This window comes from Chryseobacterium joostei (genome assembly GCF_003815775.1).
GTDB lineage: Bacteria > Bacteroidota > Bacteroidia > Flavobacteriales > Weeksellaceae > Chryseobacterium > Chryseobacterium joostei.
The window spans coordinates 2,056,095-2,081,019 of sequence record NZ_CP033926.1 but is presented as its reverse complement, the minus strand read 5'-3'; the positions used below and the strand labels follow the sequence as shown (position 1 = coordinate 2,081,019).

Annotated in this window: 22 protein-coding genes; all 22 read left to right on the top strand. The window is 31.0% G+C overall.

The window, feature by feature from the left end:
- Positions 1–7 precede the first annotated feature (7 nt).
- The 22 genes from EG359_RS09445 to EG359_RS09340 all read left to right on the top strand — a co-directional run bounded on the left by EG359_RS09445 (position 8) and on the right by EG359_RS09340 (position 24,917).
- A complete protein-coding gene (locus tag EG359_RS09445; protein WP_076352608.1) occupies positions 8–1,219 on the top strand; it encodes an efflux RND transporter periplasmic adaptor subunit in 1,212 nt (403 codons plus the stop codon).
- Positions 1,220–1,418: 199 nt separating this feature from the next.
- Positions 1,419–2,948, top strand: coding sequence for a glycosyltransferase family 39 protein (locus EG359_RS09440; protein ID WP_076352607.1), 1,530 nt, complete (start codon positions 1,419–1,421; stop codon positions 2,946–2,948).
- 100 nt (positions 2,949–3,048) lie between these two features.
- Positions 3,049–3,954, top strand: a complete 906-nt coding sequence (locus EG359_RS09435; RefSeq protein ID WP_076352606.1) for an NAD(P)/FAD-dependent oxidoreductase — start codon at positions 3,049–3,051, stop codon at positions 3,952–3,954.
- Between the two features lie 96 nt (positions 3,955–4,050).
- The gene (locus EG359_RS09430; protein WP_076352605.1) at positions 4,051–4,377 is read left to right on the top strand and encodes an ArsR/SmtB family transcription factor; all 327 of its coding nucleotides are present in this window, start codon (positions 4,051–4,053) and stop codon (positions 4,375–4,377) included.
- A gap of 58 nt (positions 4,378–4,435) precedes the next feature.
- Positions 4,436–4,909, top strand: a complete 474-nt coding sequence (locus tag EG359_RS09425; RefSeq protein ID WP_076352604.1) for a DUF6428 family protein — start codon at positions 4,436–4,438, stop codon at positions 4,907–4,909.
- A gap of 23 nt (positions 4,910–4,932) precedes the next feature.
- Positions 4,933–5,544: an arsenate-mycothiol transferase ArsC gene (locus tag EG359_RS09420; protein WP_076352603.1), complete on the top strand. Its 612-nt coding sequence runs from the start codon at positions 4,933–4,935 to the stop codon at positions 5,542–5,544.
- A 2-nt stretch (positions 5,545–5,546) separates the two neighbouring features.
- Complete coding sequence (arsB, locus tag EG359_RS09415) at positions 5,547–6,581, top strand: ACR3 family arsenite efflux transporter (RefSeq protein ID WP_076352602.1); 1,035 nt, start codon at positions 5,547–5,549, stop codon at positions 6,579–6,581.
- A gap of 134 nt (positions 6,582–6,715) precedes the next feature.
- The gene (glyA, locus tag EG359_RS09410) at positions 6,716–7,981 is read left to right on the top strand and encodes a serine hydroxymethyltransferase (protein WP_076352601.1); all 1,266 of its coding nucleotides are present in this window, start codon (positions 6,716–6,718) and stop codon (positions 7,979–7,981) included.
- A gap of 58 nt (positions 7,982–8,039) precedes the next feature.
- Complete coding sequence (locus tag EG359_RS09405; protein WP_394343642.1) at positions 8,040–8,504, top strand: regulatory protein RecX; 465 nt, start codon at positions 8,040–8,042, stop codon at positions 8,502–8,504.
- Between the two features lie 331 nt (positions 8,505–8,835).
- Positions 8,836–10,764 (top strand): polysaccharide biosynthesis protein, encoded by a 1,929-nt coding sequence (locus EG359_RS09400; RefSeq protein WP_076352598.1) that lies wholly within the window; start codon positions 8,836–8,838, stop codon positions 10,762–10,764.
- 36 nt (positions 10,765–10,800) lie between these two features.
- Positions 10,801–11,619 carry a polysaccharide biosynthesis/export family protein gene (locus EG359_RS09395; protein WP_076352597.1) on the top strand — a complete coding sequence of 273 codons (819 nt, stop codon included), beginning with the start codon at positions 10,801–10,803 and terminating at the stop codon, positions 11,617–11,619.
- A 53-nt stretch (positions 11,620–11,672) separates the two neighbouring features.
- Complete coding sequence (locus EG359_RS09390; protein ID WP_174567013.1) at positions 11,673–12,968, top strand: nucleotide sugar dehydrogenase; 1,296 nt, start codon at positions 11,673–11,675, stop codon at positions 12,966–12,968.
- Positions 12,969–13,125: 157 nt separating this feature from the next.
- Complete coding sequence (locus EG359_RS09385) at positions 13,126–15,489, top strand: GumC family protein (RefSeq protein ID WP_076352596.1); 2,364 nt, start codon at positions 13,126–13,128, stop codon at positions 15,487–15,489.
- A gap of 34 nt (positions 15,490–15,523) precedes the next feature.
- Positions 15,524–16,786 carry an oligosaccharide flippase family protein gene (locus EG359_RS09380; protein WP_076352595.1) on the top strand — a complete coding sequence of 421 codons (1,263 nt, stop codon included), beginning with the start codon at positions 15,524–15,526 and terminating at the stop codon, positions 16,784–16,786.
- A 38-nt stretch (positions 16,787–16,824) separates the two neighbouring features.
- A complete protein-coding gene (locus EG359_RS09375; RefSeq protein ID WP_076352594.1) occupies positions 16,825–18,075 on the top strand; it encodes an O-antigen ligase family protein in 1,251 nt (416 codons plus the stop codon).
- Positions 18,072–18,878, top strand: a complete 807-nt coding sequence (locus EG359_RS09370) for a glycosyltransferase (RefSeq protein ID WP_076352765.1) — start codon at positions 18,072–18,074, stop codon at positions 18,876–18,878. Before EG359_RS09375 ends, EG359_RS09370 begins: the two co-directional genes overlap by 4 nt.
- A gap of 1 nt (position 18,879) precedes the next feature.
- The gene (locus EG359_RS09365; protein WP_076352764.1) at positions 18,880–19,914 is read left to right on the top strand and encodes a polysaccharide biosynthesis protein; all 1,035 of its coding nucleotides are present in this window, start codon (positions 18,880–18,882) and stop codon (positions 19,912–19,914) included.
- An 11-nt stretch (positions 19,915–19,925) separates the two neighbouring features.
- On the top strand, positions 19,926–20,336 hold the full coding sequence (locus tag EG359_RS09360) for a WxcM-like domain-containing protein (protein WP_076352593.1): 411 nt from the start codon (positions 19,926–19,928) through the stop codon (positions 20,334–20,336).
- Positions 20,336–21,454, top strand: a complete 1,119-nt coding sequence (locus EG359_RS09355; protein WP_076352592.1) for a polysaccharide biosynthesis C-terminal domain-containing protein — start codon at positions 20,336–20,338, stop codon at positions 21,452–21,454. Before EG359_RS09360 ends, EG359_RS09355 begins: the two co-directional genes overlap by 1 nt.
- 23 nt (positions 21,455–21,477) lie before the next feature.
- Positions 21,478–22,614: a non-hydrolyzing UDP-N-acetylglucosamine 2-epimerase gene (gene wecB / locus EG359_RS09350; protein ID WP_076352591.1), complete on the top strand. Its 1,137-nt coding sequence runs from the start codon at positions 21,478–21,480 to the stop codon at positions 22,612–22,614.
- 2 nt (positions 22,615–22,616) lie between these two features.
- Positions 22,617–23,822: a glycosyltransferase family 4 protein gene (locus tag EG359_RS09345; protein ID WP_076352590.1), complete on the top strand. Its 1,206-nt coding sequence runs from the start codon at positions 22,617–22,619 to the stop codon at positions 23,820–23,822.
- A gap of 18 nt (positions 23,823–23,840) precedes the next feature.
- Complete coding sequence (locus tag EG359_RS09340; protein ID WP_084180332.1) at positions 23,841–24,917, top strand: EpsG family protein; 1,077 nt, start codon at positions 23,841–23,843, stop codon at positions 24,915–24,917.
- The last annotated feature ends 8 nt before the right edge of the window (positions 24,918–24,925 follow it).

Below are 24,925 nucleotides of genomic sequence, written 5' to 3'. Positions count from 1 at the left end.
TATACATATGAAAAAGAAATTCACTTGGAAAAAAGCCATTTATATAGTGTTGGGGCTTTTATTTGCAGTGGCATTGTTCTCAGGGATTGGCTATCTAGTAAAATCAAATTCTAAAGAAAGCGAATCCTTCCTTACCCGTAAACCTAGCGTTCAGAACATGGATGATAAAGTAATGGCTACTGGAAAAATTGTTCCAAAAGAAGAAATTGAAATTAAACCCAATATTACAGGGATTATTGATAAGATCTTAGTGAAAGAAGGAGATAAGGTAGAAGTAGGTCAGCTTATTGCTACCATCAGAATTGTACCAAGTATCTCTGAAGTGAATGCTGCTCAGCAAGAAGTTCAGAACGCTCAGCTTCAGATCAATAATTCGCAGCTAAATGTTGCGAATATGCAAAAGCAGTTTGAAATGCAGGATAAGCTTTTTAAACAAGGAGTAGCTTCCAGACAGGAATATCTTAACTCTCAGCAGCAGTTATATTCTCAGCAGCAATCTCTTAAGAATGCTCAACAACAATTAAATACAGCTCAGAAAAGATTACAGATTGCTAAGACAGGTGCAACACCTGAACTGCAGGGGCAAGGTTTGGCAACGACACAAATTCGTTCCAAGGCTTCAGGAACTGTTCTTGAGGTACCTGTAAAAGTAGGTAGCCAGGTAATTGAGGCCAATAACTTCAATGCAGGAACAACCATTTGTTCTGTAGCGGATCTGAACTCTTTGATCTTTAAAGGAGAAATTGATGAAGCTCAGGCCGGAAAATTAAGCCAGGGTATGGACATGAATATTGTGATTGGTGCATTACAAAACAAAACATTCCCAGGAAAGCTGACAATGATTGCTCCTAAAGGAAAAGATAATGCAGGAACCATTAAATTCCCTGTAGAAGGAAACGTAGATAATCCTAACAACGAATATATCAGAGCTGGTTTCTCAGCAAACGGAGAAATCGTATTAAGCTCTCAAAAGAATGCCTTATTACTGGACGAGTCCTTAGTTCAGTATGAAAAGAAACAAGGGAAAGATGTTCCATTTATAGAGGTAAAACAAAAAGATGGGAAATTCAAGAAAGTATACGTGAAATTGGGTGCCAGCGATGGTATTAATGTTCAGGTTCTTCCGGGATCAAATATTACAAAAGATTCTGAAGTAAAAGTTTGGAACCCTTCTGATAAAGACAAAGAAGAATTAAAAGAAAAATCGAAAGCAAAATAATAAACTGATATTATAAACTATTTAACTGTTAGATCCCGAAGAAATTTTTCTTCGGGATTTTTATTTGAAAAATGCAGAAATCCATCTTATTGGTAACCTGGAAAATCGATGGTCTGGTAAAAATGGTTTAACAAAAATATGGTGAGATGTAATAAACAGGAATTTCAAAATGTCTTACTTTTAATATCAAAATATAACTATGAAGAAAAGCTATCTTATTCTGTTTCTCTTTATTATCGTAAAATTTGTTCTCCAATATTCATTAACAAATGCGGAGTATGAATTGCACAGGGATGAATATCTGCATCTGGATCAGGCGAATCATCTCGCTTGGGGATATCATTCTGTTCCACCAGTGAACTCACTATTTGCCTGGTTGATTAAAATATTAGGCAATTCTGTATTTTGGGTAAAATTTTTTCCGGCATTGTTTGGGGCATTAACAATAGCAGTTGTCTGGAAAACCATTGAAGAACTCAATGGTAATCTTTTTGCAAAAGTTCTTGCCTCTCTGGGAATTTTATTGTCAGTTCTTCTTCGTGTAAATATGCTGTTTCAGCCAACATCTCTGGAGATTCTTTTGTGGACGTTTCTTTATTATTCGCTGATAAAATATATTAATTCAGAAAAAGTAAAATGGCTTTACATTGGAGCAATAGCTTTCGGAATTGGGTTTTTAAATAAATACAACATTGCTTTTTCAGTCTTAGGACTTATCCCTGCTTTATTACTTACCAGACAAAGGAAAATCTTTACACAACCCCATCTTTATTGGGCAGGACTTTTAGCATTAGTCATTATTTTCCCTAATCTTCTCTGGCAGTATCAAAACAAATTTCCTGTCATCCATCATATGAAAGAATTATCGGAAAGACAGCTGGTGAATGTAAACAGAATTGATTTTCTCAAATCCCAGATTTTATTCTTTATTGGATCTATTGTTGTTGTTATTGCAGGCTGGGGTTCATTGCTATTGTACAAACCTTTCGAGAAATTCAGATTATTTTTCTGGAGTTATATTATTACCATAGCATTGTTCTTATTCTTTAAGGCAAAAGATTATTATGCTATAGGATTGTATCCGGTTTATATAGCATTTGGTTCCGTTTTTCTGGCTTACTTTCTGGAGAATGGATGGCGGAGATTTCTAAAGCCGGTTTGTATATTCATTCCCGTGTTACTATTTCTTCCTCTATATAATGTTGCCTTTCCCAATAAAAGTCCGGAGTATATTATAAATCATCAGGAAGAGTACAGGAAATTAGGATTGCTTCGCTGGGAAGATGGAAAAGAACATTCCTTACCACAGGATTTTGCCGATATGCAGGGCTGGAAAGAGTTAGCTCAAAAAGTAGATAGAGAATATTCCAGATTATCTCAATCTGGACATACTTTGGTTTTGTGTGATAACTATGGTCAGGCCGGAGCCATTAACTATTATTCTCAAAAAGGAGTGTGGGCAGTGTCTTTCAATGCTGATTATATCAATTGGTTTGATTTAAGTAAAAAATATGAAAACCTTATTCGGGTTAAAGAATATTCAGAAAATGAAGATGAACTTAAAGAAACCGGACCCTACTTTCAACATTCCCGGCTTACAGGTTCTATAACAAATCCTTTTGCCCGAGAGAAAGGAACCCTGATTTTTAGTTTTGAAGGAGCAAAAACAGACATAAGGAAGAGAATTCAGGATGAAATTGATGAAGATAAAAAAGAGTACGAAAGATAAAATCAGCCTTTTTCATATAAAGATTATTGAAAAAACAAATCGCAACACGGTTGCGTTAATTAGATTTGTTTTAACTTTGCAAACATCAAATAATTAAACGATGCAAAATAAAAACTTTGATGTCATTATAATAGGAGGAAGCTATGCCGGGTTATCTGCAGCAATGGCTTTAGGCAGATCTTTAAGAAATGTTTTAATCATAGATAGCGGAAAACCTTGTAACAGACAGACTCCACATTCGCATAACTTTATTACCCACGATGGAAATACCCCAAAAGAAATTAGTAGTTTGGCGAGGAAAGATGTTGAAAAATACACTACAGTGCAGTTTCATGAAGGAATTGCTACACAGATATTAAAGAATAATAATGGCTTTGAGATTGAAACACTATCCAATGAAAGATTTTACGCTAAAAAAATTATTCTGGCTTCCGGAGTAAAAGATATTATGCCTAATATTCCCGGATTTGAAGAATGCTGGGGAATATCCGTATTGCATTGCCCATACTGTCATGGCTATGAAGTAAGAAACGAAGTAACAGGAATTCTTTCCAATGGTGATATGGCATATGACTTTTCAAAGCTCATCTTTAATATGACGAAAAATCTCACTTTGTTTACTAATGGAAAATCTACCCTTACTCAAGAACAGATTGAAAAATTAAAGCAAAACAAGATTAATCTGAATGAAGAAGAAATTGATAGGATTGAACATGAGAGCGGCTTCATTCAAAAAATTATCTTTAAAAATGGAAGTTCTGCTTTGTTAAAAGCATTGTATGCAAAAAGACCTTTTGAGCAAAATTTCAATATCACAGAAAGTTTAGGCTGCGAGCTGACAGAACAAGGATTTATTAAAGTTGATCCCATGCAGAAAACAACTATTCCCGGAGTTTTTGCCTGCGGAGATAATGTAACCATGATGAGGTCTGTAGCCAATGCTATAGCACAAGGGAATTTAGCTGGAGCTGTTGTGAATAAAGAATTATCAGAAGAAGCATTTTAAATGACATATTTTATTTTTTGAAGAATGTATAGATTTTTTAATTCAAATTTTGTGATGATAATTTATTATCGTAATATTGCGATATACTTTTGAATTATGGGAGCTACAAAAACAGACTTTTTTACAGAAGAACAAAATAGGATGGCACTTATTGCGAAAGCATTAGGCCATCCTGCCAGAATTGCAATTATTGAATACCTGCTTAAAGTAAACGAATGTATTTGTGGTGATATCGTTAATGAACTACCCCTGGCACAACCTACAGTCTCTCAACATCTGAAAGAACTGAAAAATGCAGGTCTTATCAAAGGAAATATTGAGGGAAACTCAATTTGCTACTGTATTGACGAAAAAGTATTTGAAAGCTTAAATCTTTACTTTTCAAATATTATTTCAACAGTAAAGAAACAAAACTGCTGTTAAAATTTTTTTGAAAATCTTTATCGTAATATTGCATTATAACAATTTAAAATATTCAATTATGAAATTATCAGAAATAAAAAGCATTTTACCTGAATTGGAGAATGTAGAATTTCAATTAGAAAACGGAACATTTGTTCCTGAGCATTTTCATGTAACAGAAATAGGAATGGTTACCAAGAATTTTATTGATTGTGGAGGAGTGATCAGAAAAGAAGAAAAAGTAAACTTTCAGCTTTGGAATGCTGATGACTACGAACATCGTTTAAAACCAGGAAAATTATTGCATATCATTCATCTTTCGGAAGAGAAGTTAGGAATTGGTGATTTTGAAATTGAAGTAGAGTATCAGGATACCACCATCGGGAAGTATGATTTGGAATTCAATGGAAAAAATTTTATTCTGAAAAATAAACTAACAGCTTGTCTGGCTACAGATGCCTGTGGAATTCCACCACAGAAACAAAAAATAAGCTTGAATGAATTGACTGGAAACCAAAATACAAGTTGTACACCCGGAGGGGGCTGCTGTTAATATTGATTTTATAACAAAAAAAAATGAATCCTAAGTTATCAGTATACATAGAAGAAGTTCTTTCTCAAAAGATTAGTGAGGAAAGAAAAAAAGTGTTACAACCATTGATAGATTTTATACAGGAAAAAGTGAAAAATCAAGAGTCTGTAAATATTAATTTTATCTGTACCCACAACTCAAGAAGAAGTCATCTGGCGCAAATTTGGGCACAAACGGCATCGGATTATTTTAAAATATCTAATATTTATTGTTATTCGGGAGGAACAGAAGCTACAGCCCTGTTTCCAAAAGTTGCAGATACCCTGATAAATTCGGGTTTCAATATTTGGAAATTAAATGAAAGTGAGAATCCAATATATTCTATAAAGTATTCTCAGAATGCTTTGCCCATTATTGGGTTTTCTAAGAAATATGATGATGCTTTTAATCCGGATACTGATTTTGTGGCGGTTATGACCTGTTCGCAAGCAGATGGTGGCTGTCCATTCATTGGAGGGGCAGAGAGACGTATTGTTATTACGTATGAAGATCCCAAAATTTCGGATGATACCCCAAAACAACAAGAAATTTACAAGGAAAGAAGTCTGGAAATTGGTGCTGAAATGTTTTATGTTTTTTCCAAAATCAGTTGTTAATAATGAACGTTCAATTAAAATTTCTTGATAGGTATTTGACCCTTTGGATTTTTTTGGCAATGATAATCGGAATAGGATTAGGATGTTTTTTTCCTAATATTTCTGTAACGATAAACTCATTATCATCCGGTACAACCAATATACCCCTAGCTATCGGCCTTATTCTAATGATGTATCCGCCGTTGGCAAAAGTAGATTATTCTTTATTACCACAAGTTTTTAAGGATACAAAAGTCATATCTATCTCTTTATTATTAAACTGGGTAGTGGGACCAGTATTAATGTTTGTACTGGCAATTATTTTTCTAAGAAATGAACCAGACTTTATGATAGGATTGATCCTGATAGGTCTGGCAAGGTGCATTGCCATGGTTATTGTCTGGAATGATCTGGCCAAAGGAAATCGAGAGTATGCAGCATTACTGATTGCATTAAACAGCGTTTTTCAGATTGTATCATACAGTTTTCTGGTTTGGCTGTTTATTAATGTTCTTCCTCAGAAACTAGGTCTTGGAGGTTTTAATATTTCTGTACCCGTTCAGGATGTTACTGAAAGTGTTTTTATTTATCTGGGAATACCATTTTTGGCAGGCTTTCTATCCCGCTATTTTCTGATAAAGTCAAAAGGAAAAGAATGGTATAACCGAAAATTCATTCCTATGATTTCACCGGTTACATTATATGCATTGTTATTTACCATTATTTTAATGTTTAGCTTAAAAGGGGATCAAATATTAGAGCTTCCGATGGATGTTGTGAAAATTGCAGTTCCGTTGATTATCTACTTTGTATTGATGTTTTTTATTAGCTTTTCAATCAATAAATTAATGAAAGTTCCGTATGATAAGAATGTTTCAATTGCATTTACAGCTACAGGAAATAATTTTGAGTTGGCTATTGCCGTAAGTATTGCCGTTTTCGGGATTCATTCATCTCAGGCTTTTGTAGGAGTGATTGGTCCTTTAGTAGAAGTACCAGTATTAATTTTATTGGTAAAAGCGAGTCTTTATTTAAAAAAAAGATATCAACTGAAATAAAAAAACTCAATAATTATAACCAAAATAATGAATGATATTTAAAATTTTGTACCAAAAATCATATTTTTTGATATCAAAATCTCGATGAAAATTCCGTACATTTGGGGTGAAAAATTTCAAAAACTAAAAGTAAAATGGATATTATTTTCGACCTGATTGAGAAGGAAAGACAAAGACAAGCCCATGGGTTAGAGCTTATCGCATCAGAAAACTTCGTTTCTGAAAATGTGATGAAAGCAATGGGAAGTGTACTGACAAATAAATATGCTGAAGGATATCCCGGAAAAAGATATTACGGGGGATGTGAAGTAGTAGATGAGGTTGAAACATTGGCTATCAACAGAGCAAAGGAGCTTTTCGGTGTAGACTATGTGAACGTTCAGCCACATTCCGGTTCTCAGGCGAATGCAGCCATTTATCTTGCAGTTTTGAAACCTGGAGATAAGATTATGGGTATGGATCTTTCTATGGGAGGGCACCTTACTCACGGTTCTGCAGTGAATTTTTCAGGAATTCAATACAACGTAGTTTCTTACGGAGTTCAACAGGAAACAGGTCTTATTGATTATGACCAGATGAGAGAAGTAGCATTGAGAGAAAAACCGAAAATGCTTATTGCAGGTTTCTCAGCGTACTCAAGAGATTTAGATTATGCTAAATTCAGAGAAGTAGCAGACGAGATTGGAGCAACTCTTTGGGCTGATATTGCACACCCTGCAGGTTTAGTAGCAAAAGGACTATTAAATTCTCCGTTTGAGCACTGCCACGTAGTAACCACTACCACTCACAAAACATTAAGAGGTCCAAGAGGAGGGATGATCATGATGGGGAAAGACTTTGAAAATACATATGGCCACAAAACTCCAAAAGGAGATATTAAAATGATGAGCCAGGTATTGGATGGAGCTGTATTCCCAGGAATTCAAGGAGGTCCATTGGAGCATGTTATCGCTGGTAAAGCAGTCGCTTTCGGAGAAGCTTTGGATGTACAATTCGAAACGTATGCAAAGCAAGTTAAAGCAAACGCTCAGGCATTATCAAAAGCAATGATTGATAGAGGGTTTGATATCGTAAGTGGTGGTACAGATAATCACTTAATGTTAGTAGATCTTAGAAATAAAGGAGTAAACGGTAAAGAAACAGAAAAAGCATTGGTTCTTGCTGATATTACATGTAACAAAAACATGGTTCCTTTTGATGATAAATCTCCGTTTACAACATCTGGTATCAGATTAGGAACAGCTGCTATTACTACAAGAGGACTTAAAGAAAATGATATGAATACTATTGCAGGGTTAATTTCTGAAGTAGTAGACAACATCAAGAATGAAGAAGTCCTTGCATCAGTAAGAAAGAATGTTAACGAGTTAATGGAAGGTAAGGCATTATTTAATTATTAATATTGCCTATAATATAAAATATAATATAAAGAATGGGCGAAACGCTCATTCTTTTTTTATCTACATGGAAAAGAAGTCTTTTACTTTTGATGAGATTAAACAGAAGCTTGTTAATTACTGCGTTTATCAGGATCGCTGTCATGCAGAAATAGAACAGAAAATGAGAGAATTTTTGCTTATTGATGAAGCAAAAGAAGAAATTTTTCTATATCTCATGAAAGAAAATTATCTCAATGAAGAGCGGTTCACGAGGAGCTATATCAGAGGGAAATTCTACATCAAACACTGGGGGAAAAATAAGATTAAAATGAATCTTAAACAGAAACAAATCTCTGAAAAACTGATCAATATGTGCTTTGATGAAATACATGATGATGACTATACAAAAACGATCACAAGAATCTACGAAGATTACTCTTCCAAGCAGAAAGGTCTTCAGGAATATCAGAAAAAATCGAAAACCATAAAATATTTGATGGGAAGAGGTTTTGAATATGAGAAAATAAATGATATTTTTGACTAATTATTAATAACCTTTAAATTTTTTTGTAGCTTTTATCAAATAGATTGGTGCAAAATTATTTAATAAATAAATTGCTGAGAAATTATTTAACAAAAGTGCTTTTAATTCAGAAATTTCACGGAGGACTGAATTTTTATGGTATGATTTTTGTCAGGCATTACCTTTATAGCTTGACTTCTAGCAATTTTAAAAAATATGAAAACATCAAATTTATTTTTGATTTCAATGTAGAATTGAATTTTTATTTTACTTTTGCATGATTGTATCAAAATTATCTTTGATAGATATATCGAATCCTACATTAATTTAAATATGAACACAAATATAGACAATGTACAATTCTCTTAGAAAAAAACTATTTGGAGGGGATAATGTTGTCAATCTCTCAGACGTAAGGTATCTTCCTAGATGGATAATACTTATCATAGATATTATTATTCTGGTTATATCCCTGTTTCTATCTACCTATATTATTGAAAAAATTACCCAAAGAGAATTTATTTATCATGATGATAAAAGCATCGTATTTGCTTCTATTATTACGGTTAATATAATCTTTATGTATATCTTTAAAACGTACGCGGGTATTATTCGTCATTCAACATTTATAGATTTATTTAAACTCTTTATATCCTGCTTTTGTACCATGTTTACTATTGGTACAGTAAACATTTTCTATTTTTGGACTACAGGAGGGAAATTTATATTAACTCCTTATCTGATTCTGTATTTCGTTATCTCTTTTATGGGATTATTTCTTTTCAGATTATATGTTAAAGAGTTTTTCCATATTGTCAGAGAATATAGAAGAAGTGCTTTAAAGAAAAGAATTCTAGTATTAGGAATTGATGAACAATCTATTGCAATTGCCAGAGCTATTTTGGATAATCCGAGTTTACCTTATCAGGTGGTTGGTTTTCTGACACAAAGAACTGATTCTAAAAGAGCTTCATTGTTAGGAAAACCTATTTATGAAAAGAAAAAAATTGAAGAAAATACAAAAGAGGATCTTATTATTGATGGTGTTCTTATTATTAAAGAAATGATGGCCAGAGATGAGGTAAACTCTTGGGTGAATCTATTTCTGGAAAAAGATCTTAATGTTTTCAAAGCTCCATCTGTACAAAAATTAAGAGACAGTGATTTGGGGGTATCCATTAAAAATCTTCAAATAGAGGATTTATTGAATAGAAAGCCAATCAAAATTCAGAATGAAAAAATTAGCAGCAGACATTCTGATAAAATTGTCCTGGTAACCGGAGGAGCAGGATCCATAGGTAGTGAAATTGTAAGACAGGTTGCCCTTTTCAATCCATCTCTAGTTGTTGTTTTAGATCAGGCAGAAACCCCTCTTTATGATATTGAACTTGAAATGAAAGAAAAGTTCCCTGATATTGCTTTTAAATTTGTTTTGGGAGATGTTTCTAATCAGCACAGAATGGAAGCTTTATTTCAATATTATAACTTTTCTATGGTATATCATGCTGCTGCCTATAAACATGTACCTTTAGTAGAAGAAAACCCACACGAAGCAATTTTTGTCAATATATTAGGATCTAAAATTATTGCAACATTATCGAGTAAATATAAAGTAAATCGTTTTGTAATGGTATCCACCGATAAGGCAGTAAATCCTACCAATGTAATGGGAGCTTCAAAACGAGCTGCTGAACTATTTGTACAATCCCTTCAAAATGTAGAAGGAAATACTACTAAGTTCATTACTACAAGATTTGGAAATGTATTAGGTTCCAACGGTTCCGTAATTCCTCATTTTAAAAGACAGATTGAAGCAGGTGGCCCTGTAACGATTACCCATCCAGAAATTGTAAGATACTTTATGACCATTCCGGAAGCTTGTGAGCTAGTTCTTCAAGCAGGAACCATGGGTGAAGGAGGCGAAATTTTTGTATTTGATATGGGAGAGCCTGTTAAAATCTTGGATTTAGCAAAAAGAATGATTAAGCTGTCTGGATTTGAACCTAATATAGATATCAAAATTATTTATACTGGTTTAAGGCCGGGTGAAAAGCTTTATGAAGAGCTTTTGAGTGATGATGCAAAAACATTACCAACTCACAATGAGAAAATTATGATTTCTAAAGATCCATCTATAGGATTTGAAGAAATAGATGCATTAACAAAACAGATTACTAAGGCCTCTTTAAGAAGAGATAAGGTAGATGTTGTAAGAATATTAAAAACAATTGTGCCGGAATTTAGAAGTAATAATTCTATCTATGAGGCGTTAGATAAATAGAAAAAATATAAATGTATATTTGTACAATTTTAAATTATGAGGCGTAAAATTTTAGTGATCTTATCTGCGATTGTTTTAGTTTCTTGTAAAACTAGTCAAAATGCAAAAAACGATCTAAACTATATACAAAATATAGAAAAGGTAGCAATAGAAACTTCTGAAAAAAACTCTGTTTCTACTATACAAACAGGTGATCAATTAATTATTTTGATTACAGCAAAAGATATGGATGTTGTGAGACCTTTTAATCAAAATTATTCATCATCCGAACTAATTCAAGCAAATAATTTTGCTGGAGGTAATACTCCTGCACAAGGAATTACAAATCTTACAGGACCTACATATATTGTAGATGCTGAAGGTAATATTGATTTCCCAATTATTGGAAAAATTGAGACCAGAAACAAAACACTTGTTGAGTTTAAAAATGAATTGAGAGAAAAAATGCTAAAATATGTAATTAACCCAACGGTTAATGTGAGATTAGCAAATTTTAAAATTTCTGTTCTTGGAGAGGTTAATAAGCAAGGTGATTATACAATAGTAAACGGACAAGGAACAATTTTTAATGCTTTGGCACTAGCTGGAGATTTGACTATGTTTGGAAAAAGGAATGATGTTGTAATTATAAGAAATGAAGATGGTAAAATTACACATGGAAAAATTGATCTTCAAGATGCCAACCTTATAAACTCTCCATACTATAATTTAAAACAAGGGGATGTTATAATTATTTCGGCAAATAAATCAAGAAACATAGCTTCTAGACAAAATCCAAATACACCACTTTATTTAACGGCTGCTTCAATTTTTGTAACTGCAATTGCTGTAGTTGTAGGATTATTTAAAAAATAAAATGACTGATTATAGTTCTAAATTTTAGATTTTAAAGCTCATAATACACCACAATGAATGAAATTAAAACATACAAAATAGCAGTTATAGGACAAGGATATGTAGGGTTACCTCTATCTCTTGAATTTGCATCTCATTATCCCGTTATAGGATTTGATATTAACATTGAGAGAACTAATCAATTGAATAATGGTAAGGACATTACCATGGAATCAGATTTAAACAAACTTAATAGTTCTCTAAAAGATTATGAAATATCAAACGGTAAGATTGGTTATAAGGCATCCTATTTATTAGATGAAATAAAAGATAGCAATGTTTTTATAATTACTGTACCTACTCCTATAGATAAATATAATGCTCCTGATTTGGGACCTTTGATTTCTGCTTCAAAAATGCTAGGTGAAATTCTAAAAGTAGGTGATATTGTTATTTATGAATCAACCGTTTTCCCAGGTTGTACAGAAGAAGAATGTGTACCTGTTTTAGAGAAATATTCAGGTTTAAAATACAATAAAGATTTTTTTATAGGCTATTCGCCAGAACGAATTAATCCTGGAGACAAAATAAATACCCTCACTAATGTTAAAAAGGTAACTTCTGGTTCTACAGAAGAAATTGCAGAGGAAATAGACCAACTATACAAAAAAATAATAGTAGCAGGTACTCATAGAGCTCCAAGTATTAAAGTTGCAGAAGCTTCAAAGGCTATCGAAAATGCCCAGCGAGATGTAAATATTTCGTTTGTTAATGAATTAGCATTAATATTTGATAGAATAGGTATTGATACTATGGATGTTTTGGAGGCAGCTGGTACTAAGTATAATTTTTTAAAATACAAGCCAGGTTTAGTTGGAGGACATTGTATTTCTGTGGATCCATATTATTTGGCTCATAAAGCAGAGCAACTAGGGTATTATCCCGATGTTATCTTATCAGGACGTCGTGTTAATGATTCCATTGCTAAATTTATAGCATCAAAAGTTGTGAAATTATTAATCGCTAAGGGTGGTATAATAAAAAACTCTAAAGCGTTGATTCTTGGTATTACTTTTAAGGAAAATTGTCCTGATGTTAGGAATACAAAAGTTGTAGATATTTATCATGAACTTACAGATTATGGAATTGATGTTGATATTTATGATCCTTGGGCAAGTAAAGAAGAAGTGAAGCATGAATATGGGATTGAACTAATAAGTGAGCTATCTAGCAAATATGATTCTATAATTGTTGCAGTTTCTCATAAAGAATTTACTGAAATGAAATTTGAAACTTTAAAAAAGGAAAATACGGTGATTTTTGATACAAAAGCTTGTATGGATCGGAATCTCGTAGATGCAAGGCTATAAACTTTTAAGAAAGCTTATTTTCTATAAGATATAAAATATTAATTAATTATAAATAATAAAGAATGAATATTTAGTTATATTTATTCTGAAAATTGTATAAAATATTTGCTATTTATAACTATAAATTTGCAATTTATAAATAATCGTAATTTAAATAATGGACAATAATTTAATTGAAGATTCAGAAAAAGGAATAAATATTCAAAATATCATTCAGCCTTATCTAAAAAAATGGATTTGGTTTGTTATTTTACCTATTTTAACTTTACTTATAGCGTTTTTTTATTTGAAATCAACGGTTCCTGTTTATAGTATTCAAACTGCTGTATTAATAAAAGATGCAAAAAAAATGCCATCTGCAAATGGTGATTTTACGATTCTAAAAGATCTATCAGGATTTGGAGGAATGGATACCAATAGTATTAATAATGAAATTCAAATTTTTAAATCTAGAAAATTAATTAATGAAGTTATCAATCAATTAAGATTACAAACATCAATTTACAACAAATCTAGTTTCAAAAATATAGAGCTATATAAAGATACCTCTCCTATTATTATTCAATTAGTTAATGAAAAGCCTTTAGGAAAAGGGCCTAAATCACCAATTAATATTAAAATTTCGGGAAATAATATCATACTTCAATCTGACGAGTTTAAAAATGATATTAAAACGACGTTTAATAAAACGATAAGTCTTCCTTATGCTAATTTTATCATTTTAAAGAATCCAGAATTTAATAAGGCTAAAGCAGGAGATCTAGAAGAAATTTATTTTACCTATTCTACTCTTGAAGATATGTTAAATAATCTTCAGACTAATATTAGTGTAAGTTTGACAAATAAAGATGCTACTATTATTGATCTATCATTAAATTACAGTAATGTAGACAAGGCTAAAGATATTCTTAATAAGCTAGTTGAGGTTTATAATAATGATGCTATTTATGATAAAAATTCAGAATCAAAGAAAACAAAAGATTTTATAGATGAAAGGATTAGCATCATTGCAAATGAATTAGGACAAGTTGAAAGTCAAAAAGAGCGATTTAAGTATGATAATCAAATTACAGACTTAGAAACTGAAGCAAAAATAAACCTTGAAACATCTGCGGGAGCAAGAACTAAACAAGTAGAGTTAGAATCTCAGCTTGAATTGACAAATGCTCTTATAAATTATATGGGAAAACAAGGAGATAGCCAGGTTTTGCCAACAAACGTAGGTCTTAATAATGCTTCAGCTACTGCAAGTATTTCTCAATATAATCAATTGGTTCTTGAACGAAATAGATTAGCAGAAAACGCAACTCCACAAAACCCATTAATAATTGATCTTAATAAGCAGATTTCATCTATGAAATCTTCTGTAATGGAAAGTCTAATTAAAAATAAGACTGGGCTTCAGCTTGCTAAAGATCAATATGTTTCTGAACAAAACTTGATAACTTCTAAAATAATAAAAATTCCAAATCAGGAAAAAATGTTTAGAAGTATTGAGCGTCAGCAACAGATTAAAGAAAATCTATATTTATTATTATTACAGAAAAGAGAAGAAACAGCTATCTCTTTGGCTGTAACAGCTAATAAAGCTAGAATAGTGGATTATGCTTATGCTTCAAAATATCCTGTTGCACCTAAAAAGAGTATAGTTTTTGCCAGTGCATTGATTTTAGGCTTGTTACTTCCTTTTGGATTTATTTATTTATCTGAACTTTTAAATAATAAAGTTGAAACTAAACATGATTTAGAAAAGCTATCTCATATTCCTGTTTTAGGTGAATTGCCAAGTATACAAAGAGGACAGAATGAATTGGTTGAATTAAATGATCTATCTCCTCTTGCGGAAGCATTTAGAATTCTTATTACTAATTTGAATTTTATTTTACCTAAAAAGAAAGAAGCTAAAGTCATTTTTGTAACATCTACAGTAAAAGGAGAAGGAAAAACTTTTGTTTCTGTAAACTTAGCTCTTACCCTTGCGACTCCCAGTAAGAAAGTGATTATTATAGGATCTGATATTAGAAACCCTCAACTTCAAAGGTATAATACCTCTAGAAAAGGTCTTAGAGGACTTACTGAGTACTTGTATGATGATAAAACGGATATTAAAGAAATAGTACATGCTTCTTCATTTAATCCTTATCTAGATGTTATTTACTCAGGAAGCATCCCTCCAAACCCAACAGAGCTATTAACTAATGGCAGGTATGAAAAATTAATAGAAGAGTTAAAAACACAATATGATTATATCATACTGGATACAGCTCCTTTAATGTTGGTTACTGATACTTTCCTCTTTGCTGAAATGGCAAACGCAACTTTATATGTTACCAGATCACGATATACAGAAAAAGCTTTGATTGGATTTGCTAATAATAATGCGGAAAATCAAAAAATCAAAAATGTTGCATTTGTATTGAACGATGTGGATAGGAACTATTTAGGATATGGGAATAAATATGGTTATGGATATCATGCAGAGAAAAAAGGATTTTTAGAGAGAATTAAAGATAAATTCTAAAAAATATTTTCTCTAAGTATATAAGGTTCTAATAATGTCAGTAAATAAAACATTCATATTTGATACATTAAAATACATTCCTATAAAGGTTTTACCAGCCTTTGCAGGTGTATTAACCGTGTTTTTTCTAACAAAGCAAAGCTTATTAGACACGGCATCATATGTTAATTATACTTTTATTATGGCTGCTTTACTTATTTTTGCTCAAATCGTGGGTGGATGGGTGAATAGCAGTGTAATTTATTATCATTCAAGTTTTGATAATGATGAAGAAAAGAAATTTTTTATAATTAATATTTCATATTTGCAATGGTTTTTTCTTTTATTAGGGAGTATCGGTTTATTTTTTACGATTTTCATAGCAATACAGTCGCTGTTAATATCATTATTTATAGTATTAATATTAGTATTTCAAATATTTTTAAATTTTAATTATAGTTTTTTTCAAGCAAAAAGGGAAATAACGAGACAAATAAATGCAACGTTTATTCAAGCTCTTTTTCAAATTGTAGGAATTATTGTTTGTTATTTTTTTTTTAAAGGATCATTAGATGCTGTATTCTTTTTCCTATTGCTAAGTTATGCTGTTACTAGTGTATTTATAGTTTTACAGAAAAAAAATCTAATGCACTTTGACTTTAATCTAAAGACTTCTTTTGATATAACTTTTTGTAAAAAAATATTATCTTATGGACTTCCTATATGTTTGTGGTTTTTTTCAACTCAACTTTACCAAATTGGAGATAGGATATTATTCAAATATTTTAATTTTACAGATCATGTAGGAAATTATGTTTCTTTCCGTGATTTAGCAGTTGGTTTATCTGGCTTTATATCAATGCCTCTGTTATTTGCTTCTCACCCAATTATTATGCAATTGTCTAAAAATGAAGAAAATAAGCCGGATATTGAAAGCTTGCTTCGTAAAAATATACTAATTCTAACAGCCATTTTTCTTCCAATTATTGTAATCAGTTATTTTTATGGTGAAGATTTAATAAAATACATAGTTGGGGAAAAATATTTGTTAAATCCTGTTTTAATGTCTGTTGTTTTATTTACAATTTTATTAGGATGCATTTCAATTTATTTACAAAAAGGAATTGAGTCGAAAGGGAATACTATGCTAATGCTAAAAATATCATTGCTTGTTGCTTGTATAAGTATCTTGTTAAATATTATATTTATTAAAAAGCATGGTATTGTTTCATCAATTTATATATCACTAATTAGCCATCTACTTTATTGTTTGGGAATCTATTTTTATTCGAGGAAAATATTTAAGATTTTTTTCTAAAAACATTTGTAAAAGTATTTTGACATAATAAATTATTAATGACTAAACAAATTTCAAATAGTAAACAAAATGTAATTATCTTTTTTTTAATTGCAGTATTCTTATGTTTACCAATCGATTTATTGCAGAACGCAGATAATGTATCTGGTATGTCTATTTCGTTGATTTTGGTTGCTCCCTCATTATTATTTTATTTAATAGTTAAACATAATCATAAAAAGTATTTAACACTAGCATTTTGTTTTTCAATTTTATCGGTTATTGTAACACAATTCTTGAGTGGCAAGTTTGAAAGTAGGCATTTCTTTTCAGTCATCTATTTTTTTGCACCCGTACTCACTTTTTATTTAGGGAAGAAAGTTGTTTCCAATTCATTTGATTTACATAGAATCTATAGAATAATGTGTATTGTTTCTGTGGTCTTTGTATGGGTATTATTCATTTCAATCATTTTAAAGCATAATGGAATGGTTAGAACTGATAGCTACTTTAATGGCGACTTTTTTGGGCTTGTATTAAGTGGTTCGTATGGTATCCATAGTTTAGGAGCACATTTGTTTATTCTGATGTTTGTATTGCACTTTTATTTGGTTCTTGAAAAAGTATCTACACCTGCTAAGGTTATTATTATTATTTCTATACTGCAGGTTATTTATATGATTGTACTCTCCCTCTCAAGAGAGTTAGTACTTGCCCTTTTATTTTATTATGCAGTATTTTATTGGAAAAAATTAGGAGTAATTAGAACATTTTTGGCTGTCATTTTGATAGCAATTATTGGTAAAGTGTTTTTTTTACAATATTTTGACGCTGTTCTTGATGCATGGGCAACTAAGCTTGATGTTACAAAAAGTTCCAGTAACCTAAACGAATTAAGTAGTGGAAGGATTGATTTACAAGAGCTGGCGATACAACAGTTATTTTTTAATCCTTTTTTTGGTACTGGATTTCAGGGGTATATTTTAAATTTTAAAAGCTACAAAGGCTATGACAATCTTGATGGATGGTCTACTCACATATATTATTTAACCGCACTATGGAAGATGGGCATCTTTGCATTTGCGTTTTATTTTATATATTGGTTAAAAATAATAAAAGGATTGTTTAGGATTAAAAATCCTATGATTCTAAATGATGATGCTACATTGTTAATAAAAATATTTATTTTATCAATTTTATTTGTTAACCTTTTTTGGGATGCTTTTTTAGCACCAAACGTGATGGCGCTATTTGCATTTTTTTGTGGAACCCTAGATTTTTGTATCAGTCGAAAAAAGAAAATAATATGATAATTCCATTTATTTGTGTGAACTATAATTCCCACGAAGAAACAATTAAGTATATTGATAATGTTTTATTATTAGATATAAATGGTAACACTTTAATTGTGGTTGTTGACAACTCACCCACAGATGTGAGTTTTAATATTTTAAAAAAATATGTAGAGGAGAAATCAATCAGTGAAAATAAAGTAGTTATTATTAAAAAAGAAAATAGAGGATATTTTCAGGGATTAAATGATGGTATTGAATTTGCGCAAAAAAAAGGAATAAATAATACCTATTTTGTTGTAGGAAATAATGATATCACATTTGAAGAAAATTTCATAATAAAACTTCTTTCTTATCATGCAGAGGATGCAGACATGGTTATAGCTCCAGATGTTATTACGACTGAAGGAAGTCATGAAAACCCTCATGTTATTGATAAAATGAGCTTTTTACGGAAGTTAAAATATGATGTCTATTTTTCTAATTTTGCTGTCGCAAAAATATTAGGAAAGATTAAGTCAACGGAAAGACGTTTTAATCCTCATGATCCTATTAAGAAAAAAATATATATGGGGATTGGGGCTCTTTATATCCTTACTCCTAATTTTTTTAAGCATTATGAGAAACTATCAGAGGAAGTCTTTTTATATGGTGAAGAAGCAATTCTTACAGGCCAGATAAATAAAGTTAATGGAAATATCATTTATGATCCTGAACTGATTTGTTATCATAACGAATCATCCACAACATCGAAAATGAATTTAAAGCACAAATATAAAATTGTTCAAAAATCTTATAAAATCTACAGAAAGTATCTATAATATGAAAATTCAAAATAAAACACTTCTTATAACAGGAGGTACTGGATCTTTTGGTACCGCTGTTTTAAATAGGTTTCTTAAAACAGATCACTTTAAAGAAATTAGAATATTTTCTCGTGATGAAAAGAAGCAGGATGACATGCGTAATTTGTACAAAAACGACAAAATCAAATATTATATTGGTGATGTAAGAGATTATGTAAGTGTAGAACCAGCAACCCGAGGTGTCGACTATATTTTTCATGCTGCTGCTTTAAAGCAAGTTCCATCATGTGAATTTTTCCCAATGCAGGCTGTAAAAACAAATGTAGAGGGAACTCAAAACGTGATTAGAGCTGCTGCTTTTAATAAAGTTCAAAAAGTAATCTGTTTAAGCACAGACAAGGCGGCATATCCTATTAATGCAATGGGAATTTCCAAAGCAATGATGGAAAAAGTAGCTGTTGCAGAATCTCGTAGTTTGTCAGAAACGACGGTATGTCTTACACGCTATGGTAACGTGATGGCCTCTCGTGGATCTGTAATTCCTTTGTTTTTGAATCAAATTCAAAAAGGTGAAGAAATTACAATTACTGATCCCAATATGTCTCGTTTTTTCATGTCTTTAGAAGATGCTGTTGATTTAGTACTATTTGCTTTTGAAAATGGTAATTCTGGAGATTTATTTGTAAATAAAGCTCCGGCTGGAAGTATTGGAGATTTGGCAAAAGCATTAATTGAGCTTACAGGAAAAGAAGTTCCAATCAAAATAATAGGTACGCGTCATGGAGAGAAACTTTATGAGACCTTATGTACAAGAGAGGAAATGCTAAAAGCTGAAGATATGGGCGAATTCTACCGAATCCCTGCTGATAATCGAGATCTGAATTATGCTAAATATTTCTCTGAAGGTGAAGAAGATGTATCTAAGATAGAAGACTATCATTCTCACAATACAGAGCAACAGGGGGTTGAGGGATTAAAAAAACTTATATCTACGTTACCATTAATAAGAAAAGAGATTTTTGGTGAAGATATAATGCAATATCCATATTAGAATATTCAGAAATGATGCTAAAAGGAAATAAATTTCAAGACGAAAGAGGAATCATTACATACAATAATACTTATGATGCTTCTCTTGTTAAAAGAATTTATACTATAGAAAATGCATCCACAGATTTTATAAGAGGATGGCAAGGGCATAAAATAGAACAAAGGTGGTTTGCATGTATGTCAGGTAAATTTAGAATTGGAGTTATAAAAATTGATGATTTTGATACACCATCGCCAACTCTAGAACCGCTTTACTTCGAATTAAATACAGATCAATTGGACTTTTTGCATATTCCCGCAGGTAACATTACCTCTGTTCAATCGCTAGAGGAAAATAGTAAACTTTTGATTTTGTCAGATTACTTCCTTGGAGAAATTGATGATGAATATAGATTTCCATTAGAATATTTTAAAAACAATTAATGAAAAAAATAGGAATTACTGGGCAAAACGGTTTCGTAGGGTCCCATTTATATAATACTTTAGGATTAAGTCCTGAAAAATATGAACGAGTAGATTTTGATAAAAGCTACTTTGAAGATGAGACTAAATTAGACGATTTTGTAAAACAATGTGATGTTATTGTACATCTTGCAGCCATGAATAGACATGAGGATGCAGAAGTAATCTATAACACTAACTTAGATTTAGTAAAAAAGCTAAGACTTTCTTTAGAAAAAACAAATTCTCAATCGCACGTTTTATTTTCTTCATCTTCTCAGGAAGAAAGGGATAATCTTTATGGTAAATCAAAAAAAGAAGGAAGAGAGTTATTACTTGAATGGGCGAAGAAATCTGGCGGAAAATTTACAGGAATGATTATTCCTAATGTTTTTGGTCCTTTTGGAAAACCAAACTATAATTCTTTTGTTGCTACTTTTTGTCATAAACTTACCCATGGAGAAAATCCGGTGATTGATAATGATGGGGAAGTAAAACTTATTTATGTAGGAGAACTTGTTCAAGAAATTATTACTCAGATTGAAAGATCAGAAACAATTGAATTATATGAAGTTCCTCATACTTCAGTAAATAAAGTTTCTGAAGTATTAGCTAAACTGGAAATATATAAGAATTTATATTTTGATAACGGAGAAGTTCCAGAATTGAATACCAGTTTTGAATTAAATTTGTTCAATACATTCCGCTGCTATTTTGATATGGCAAATCATTATCCTGTTAAGTTTAAACAAAATATAGATCCGAGAGGTGCTTTCGTAGAAGTTATCAGATTAGGAATTGGAGGACAATGTTCTTTTTCAACAACCGTTCCTGGAATAACTAGGGGGAATCATTTTCATACAAGAAAAATTGAGCGTTTTGCTGTCATAAAAGGAAAGGCTTTAATTCAATTAAGAAAAATAGATACTGATGAAGTTTTAGACTTCTATCTTGATGGAAATGAGCCTGCATACGTAGATATGCCTATCTGGTATACTCATAATATTAAAAACATAGGAGAAGAAGATCTTTATACTATTTTCTGGATCAATGAGCTATTTAATGCTGAAGATCCCGATACTTATTTTGTTGAAGTCTAAAAAATACATGTAAATATTTACAAATGAAAAAATTAAAAGTGATGACGGTCGTGGGAACACGTCCTGAAATTATTAGATTAGCAAGAGTTCTTATGGCTTTAGATAAGTCTGAAGCTGTAGATCATATAATTGTTCATACAGGCCAAAATTATGATTATGAGCTTAACCAGATATTTTTTGAGGATCTAGGTCTTCGTAAACCTGATTATTTTTTAGAAGCTGCAGGAAAAACCGCTACGGAAACTGTGGGAAATATTTTAATAAAAATAGATCCGCTTTTGGAAGAACTTCAGCCTGATGCATTCTTAGTTTTAGGAGATACTAACTCTTGTCTTTGTGCAATTCCTGCTAAAAAAAGACAGATCCCAATTTTCCACATGGAAGCAGGAAACCGTTGTTTTGATCAAAGAGTTCCTGAAGAAACCAATCGTAAAATTGTAGATCATACTGCTGATGTAAATTTAACGTACAGTGATATAGCTAGAGAATATCTTTTAAGAGAGGGGCTTCCAGCTGACAGAATTATCAAAACTGGATCACCGATGTTTGAAGTACTGAACCATTATTTGCCTGAAATCAAAAGCTCTGATGTACTTTCAAGATTAAACCTTGAAGAAAGAAAATATTTTGTAGTTTCTTCTCACCGTGAAGAAAATATTAATTCTGAAAAGAACTTTAATGGCCTAATTGATAGCCTTAATGCAATTGCAGATTTATATAAAATGCCAATCATTGTTTCTACACACCCGCGTACAAGAAATATGATTGATAAGAAAAATGTTGAAGTTCGTCCTGAAATTCAGTTTTTAAAACCTCTAGGGTTTCATGACTATAATGCATTACAAATGAAAAGTTATGCCGTTTTATCAGATAGTGGAACTATTTCTGAAGAATCTTCAATTTTAAATTTCAGAGCTCTTAACATCCGAGACGCTCATGAAAGACCTGAAGCAATGGAAGAAGCTTCTGTAATGATGGTAGGATTATCACCTGAAAGAATTCTTCAGGGATTAGTTCAGGTTCAGCAGCAAAAGCTTGGAGAAGAAAGAAACTTTAGACCAGTTTCCGATTATTCAATGCCTAATGTTTCAGAAAAAGTGGTAAGAATTATTCTTAGCTATACAGATTACGTTAACCGAGTAGTTTGGAGTAAAAAATAAATATGAATATCCTATTTTTAACAATGGTAAAAGTTGATTCTCTTTATGAAAGAGGATTATATACTGATCTTTTAAGAAAATTTCTTGAAGAGGGGCATAATATTACTGTTGTTACCCCTACAGAAAGGAGAGAAAAAAAAATGACTCAACTTTTCGAGTTTGAAAATCACAGAATTTTAAAAGTAAAAACTTTTAATCTTCAAAAAACAAATATTGTAGAAAAAGGATTAGGTACTTTAGCTATTGAAAGACAATTTTTGGGAGCTGTAAAGAAGTATCTTGGGAATATTAAGTTTGATTTGGTAATGTATTCTACTCCGCCTATTACTTTTTCTAATGTGGTAGAGTATTTGAAGAAAAGAGATAATGCCTTTACCTATTTACTATTGAAAGATATTTTCCCGCAGAATGCTGTGGATATGAAGATGTTGAAGAAAGACGGGATTCTTCATAGGTTGTTTACCAAAAAAGAGAAAAAGCTATATAAAATATCTGATAAAATAGGATGTATGTCTCAGGCTAATGTAGATTTTCTATTGAAACATAATAAAGAGATTTCTACAGAAAAAATTCATGTTAATCCTAATACTATTGAGCCTATTAAATTAGAATATTCAGAATTAGAGAAAAAGGAAATCCGCAGAAAATATGATATTCCTACTGATAAGACTGTTTTTATTTATGGAGGCAACTTAGGAAAACCCCAAGGAGTCGATTTTTTATTAGAAACAATTTTACAAAATAATCAGCATAATGCTTATTTTTTAGTTGTTGGATCGGGTACAGAATATTCTAAGGTATATAATTGGTTTAAGGAAATTAATCCAAAGAATGCTAAACTTTTACAGGGACTTCCAAAAAATGATTATGATAAGCTTTTATCATCATGTGATGTTGGGCTTATTTTTTTACATAAAGATTTTACAATCCCTAATTTCCCATCAAGACTTTTGTCTTATTTAGAGATGAAGATGCCTGTCATTGCGGCAACCGATAAAAATACAGACATAGGAGATGTTATAGAAAAGGCAATATGCGGATATAAAGTAATATCAGGAGATATTTCAGGGATTAATGAAAAAATATTAAAATTTTGTCTAAATAAAGATCTAATAGATGAAATGGGAAACAATGGCTGGGATTTGTTAATTAATAATTATACTGTTGATCATTCCTATGAAATTATTATAAAGAATATTAAAGCATAAACCTACCAAATAATTATCATGAATCTATCACCAGATATTTATTCGTTAATTTATTATATGGTTTTGGTATTTGTAGTGCTCTTAATCTTTATTGATGCAAATACAGAATTATTTTCAAAATATAAAAAATCGTTTAAATATTTTCAATATTCATTTGTTCTTTTTTGTATCCTTCTTGTAGGCTTCAGGCCCATCGGAGAGTATGGTTTTTTTGATACAGGAATGTATACCGGTATGTTTAATTATGCAAAGAATAATCATGAAATAGAACGAGTAAAAGATATTGGATTTGATTATATGATGCTTTTTACGAGTTATTTTTTAAATTATAGAAGTTTTTTTATTCTATGTAGTTTTATTTCGTTTTCAATATTATTCTATACAAGCCGTATTATTAATTATAAAAACTGGTTTTTGTTTTTTTTAGCAAGTTGTTGCTCGTTGTATTTCTTTGATTATCAAGTTTATACGATTCGACAGGGCATAGGGTCTGCTTTTGTAATTTTAGCATTTGTTATTGATAAAAAATATATAAAATATCCTCTTCTTGTTTTATCGATTTTGTTTCACAAATCATTATTACTGCCAGTTGGAGCTTATTTGATATGCGATTTTATTTACAATAGAACACTGTTTTATGTATTCATGTGGATTATTTCAATACCAGTTTCTTATTTTTCTGGACATTGGTGGGAGTTTTTCTTTGCTAAATTTTTAGGAGATGATGGAAGAACAATATATCTTACGAGTTTTTCTACAGATGTAAATTGGCTTGCAAGATCAGGCTTTAGAATTGATATTTTAATTTTCAATCTTTTTTTTGTCTTAGTAGGAGCTTACTATATTTGGGTTCAGAAAATTAATAACAAAATTTATACTACAATCTTTAATACTTATTTGATTTGTAATATTTTGATAGTACTTATTATCAGAGCAAATAATATACATAGGTTTGCATATTTGGCATGGTTTTTAATTCCGGTATTGCTGTTTTACCCTTTACTTAATAACAAAGATATTAAGTACAAATTGATTTCAAAAGTACTTGTGATTTTATGTACTTTTTTAATTTTTTATAAAATAATTAAGTTATAAACTGATAA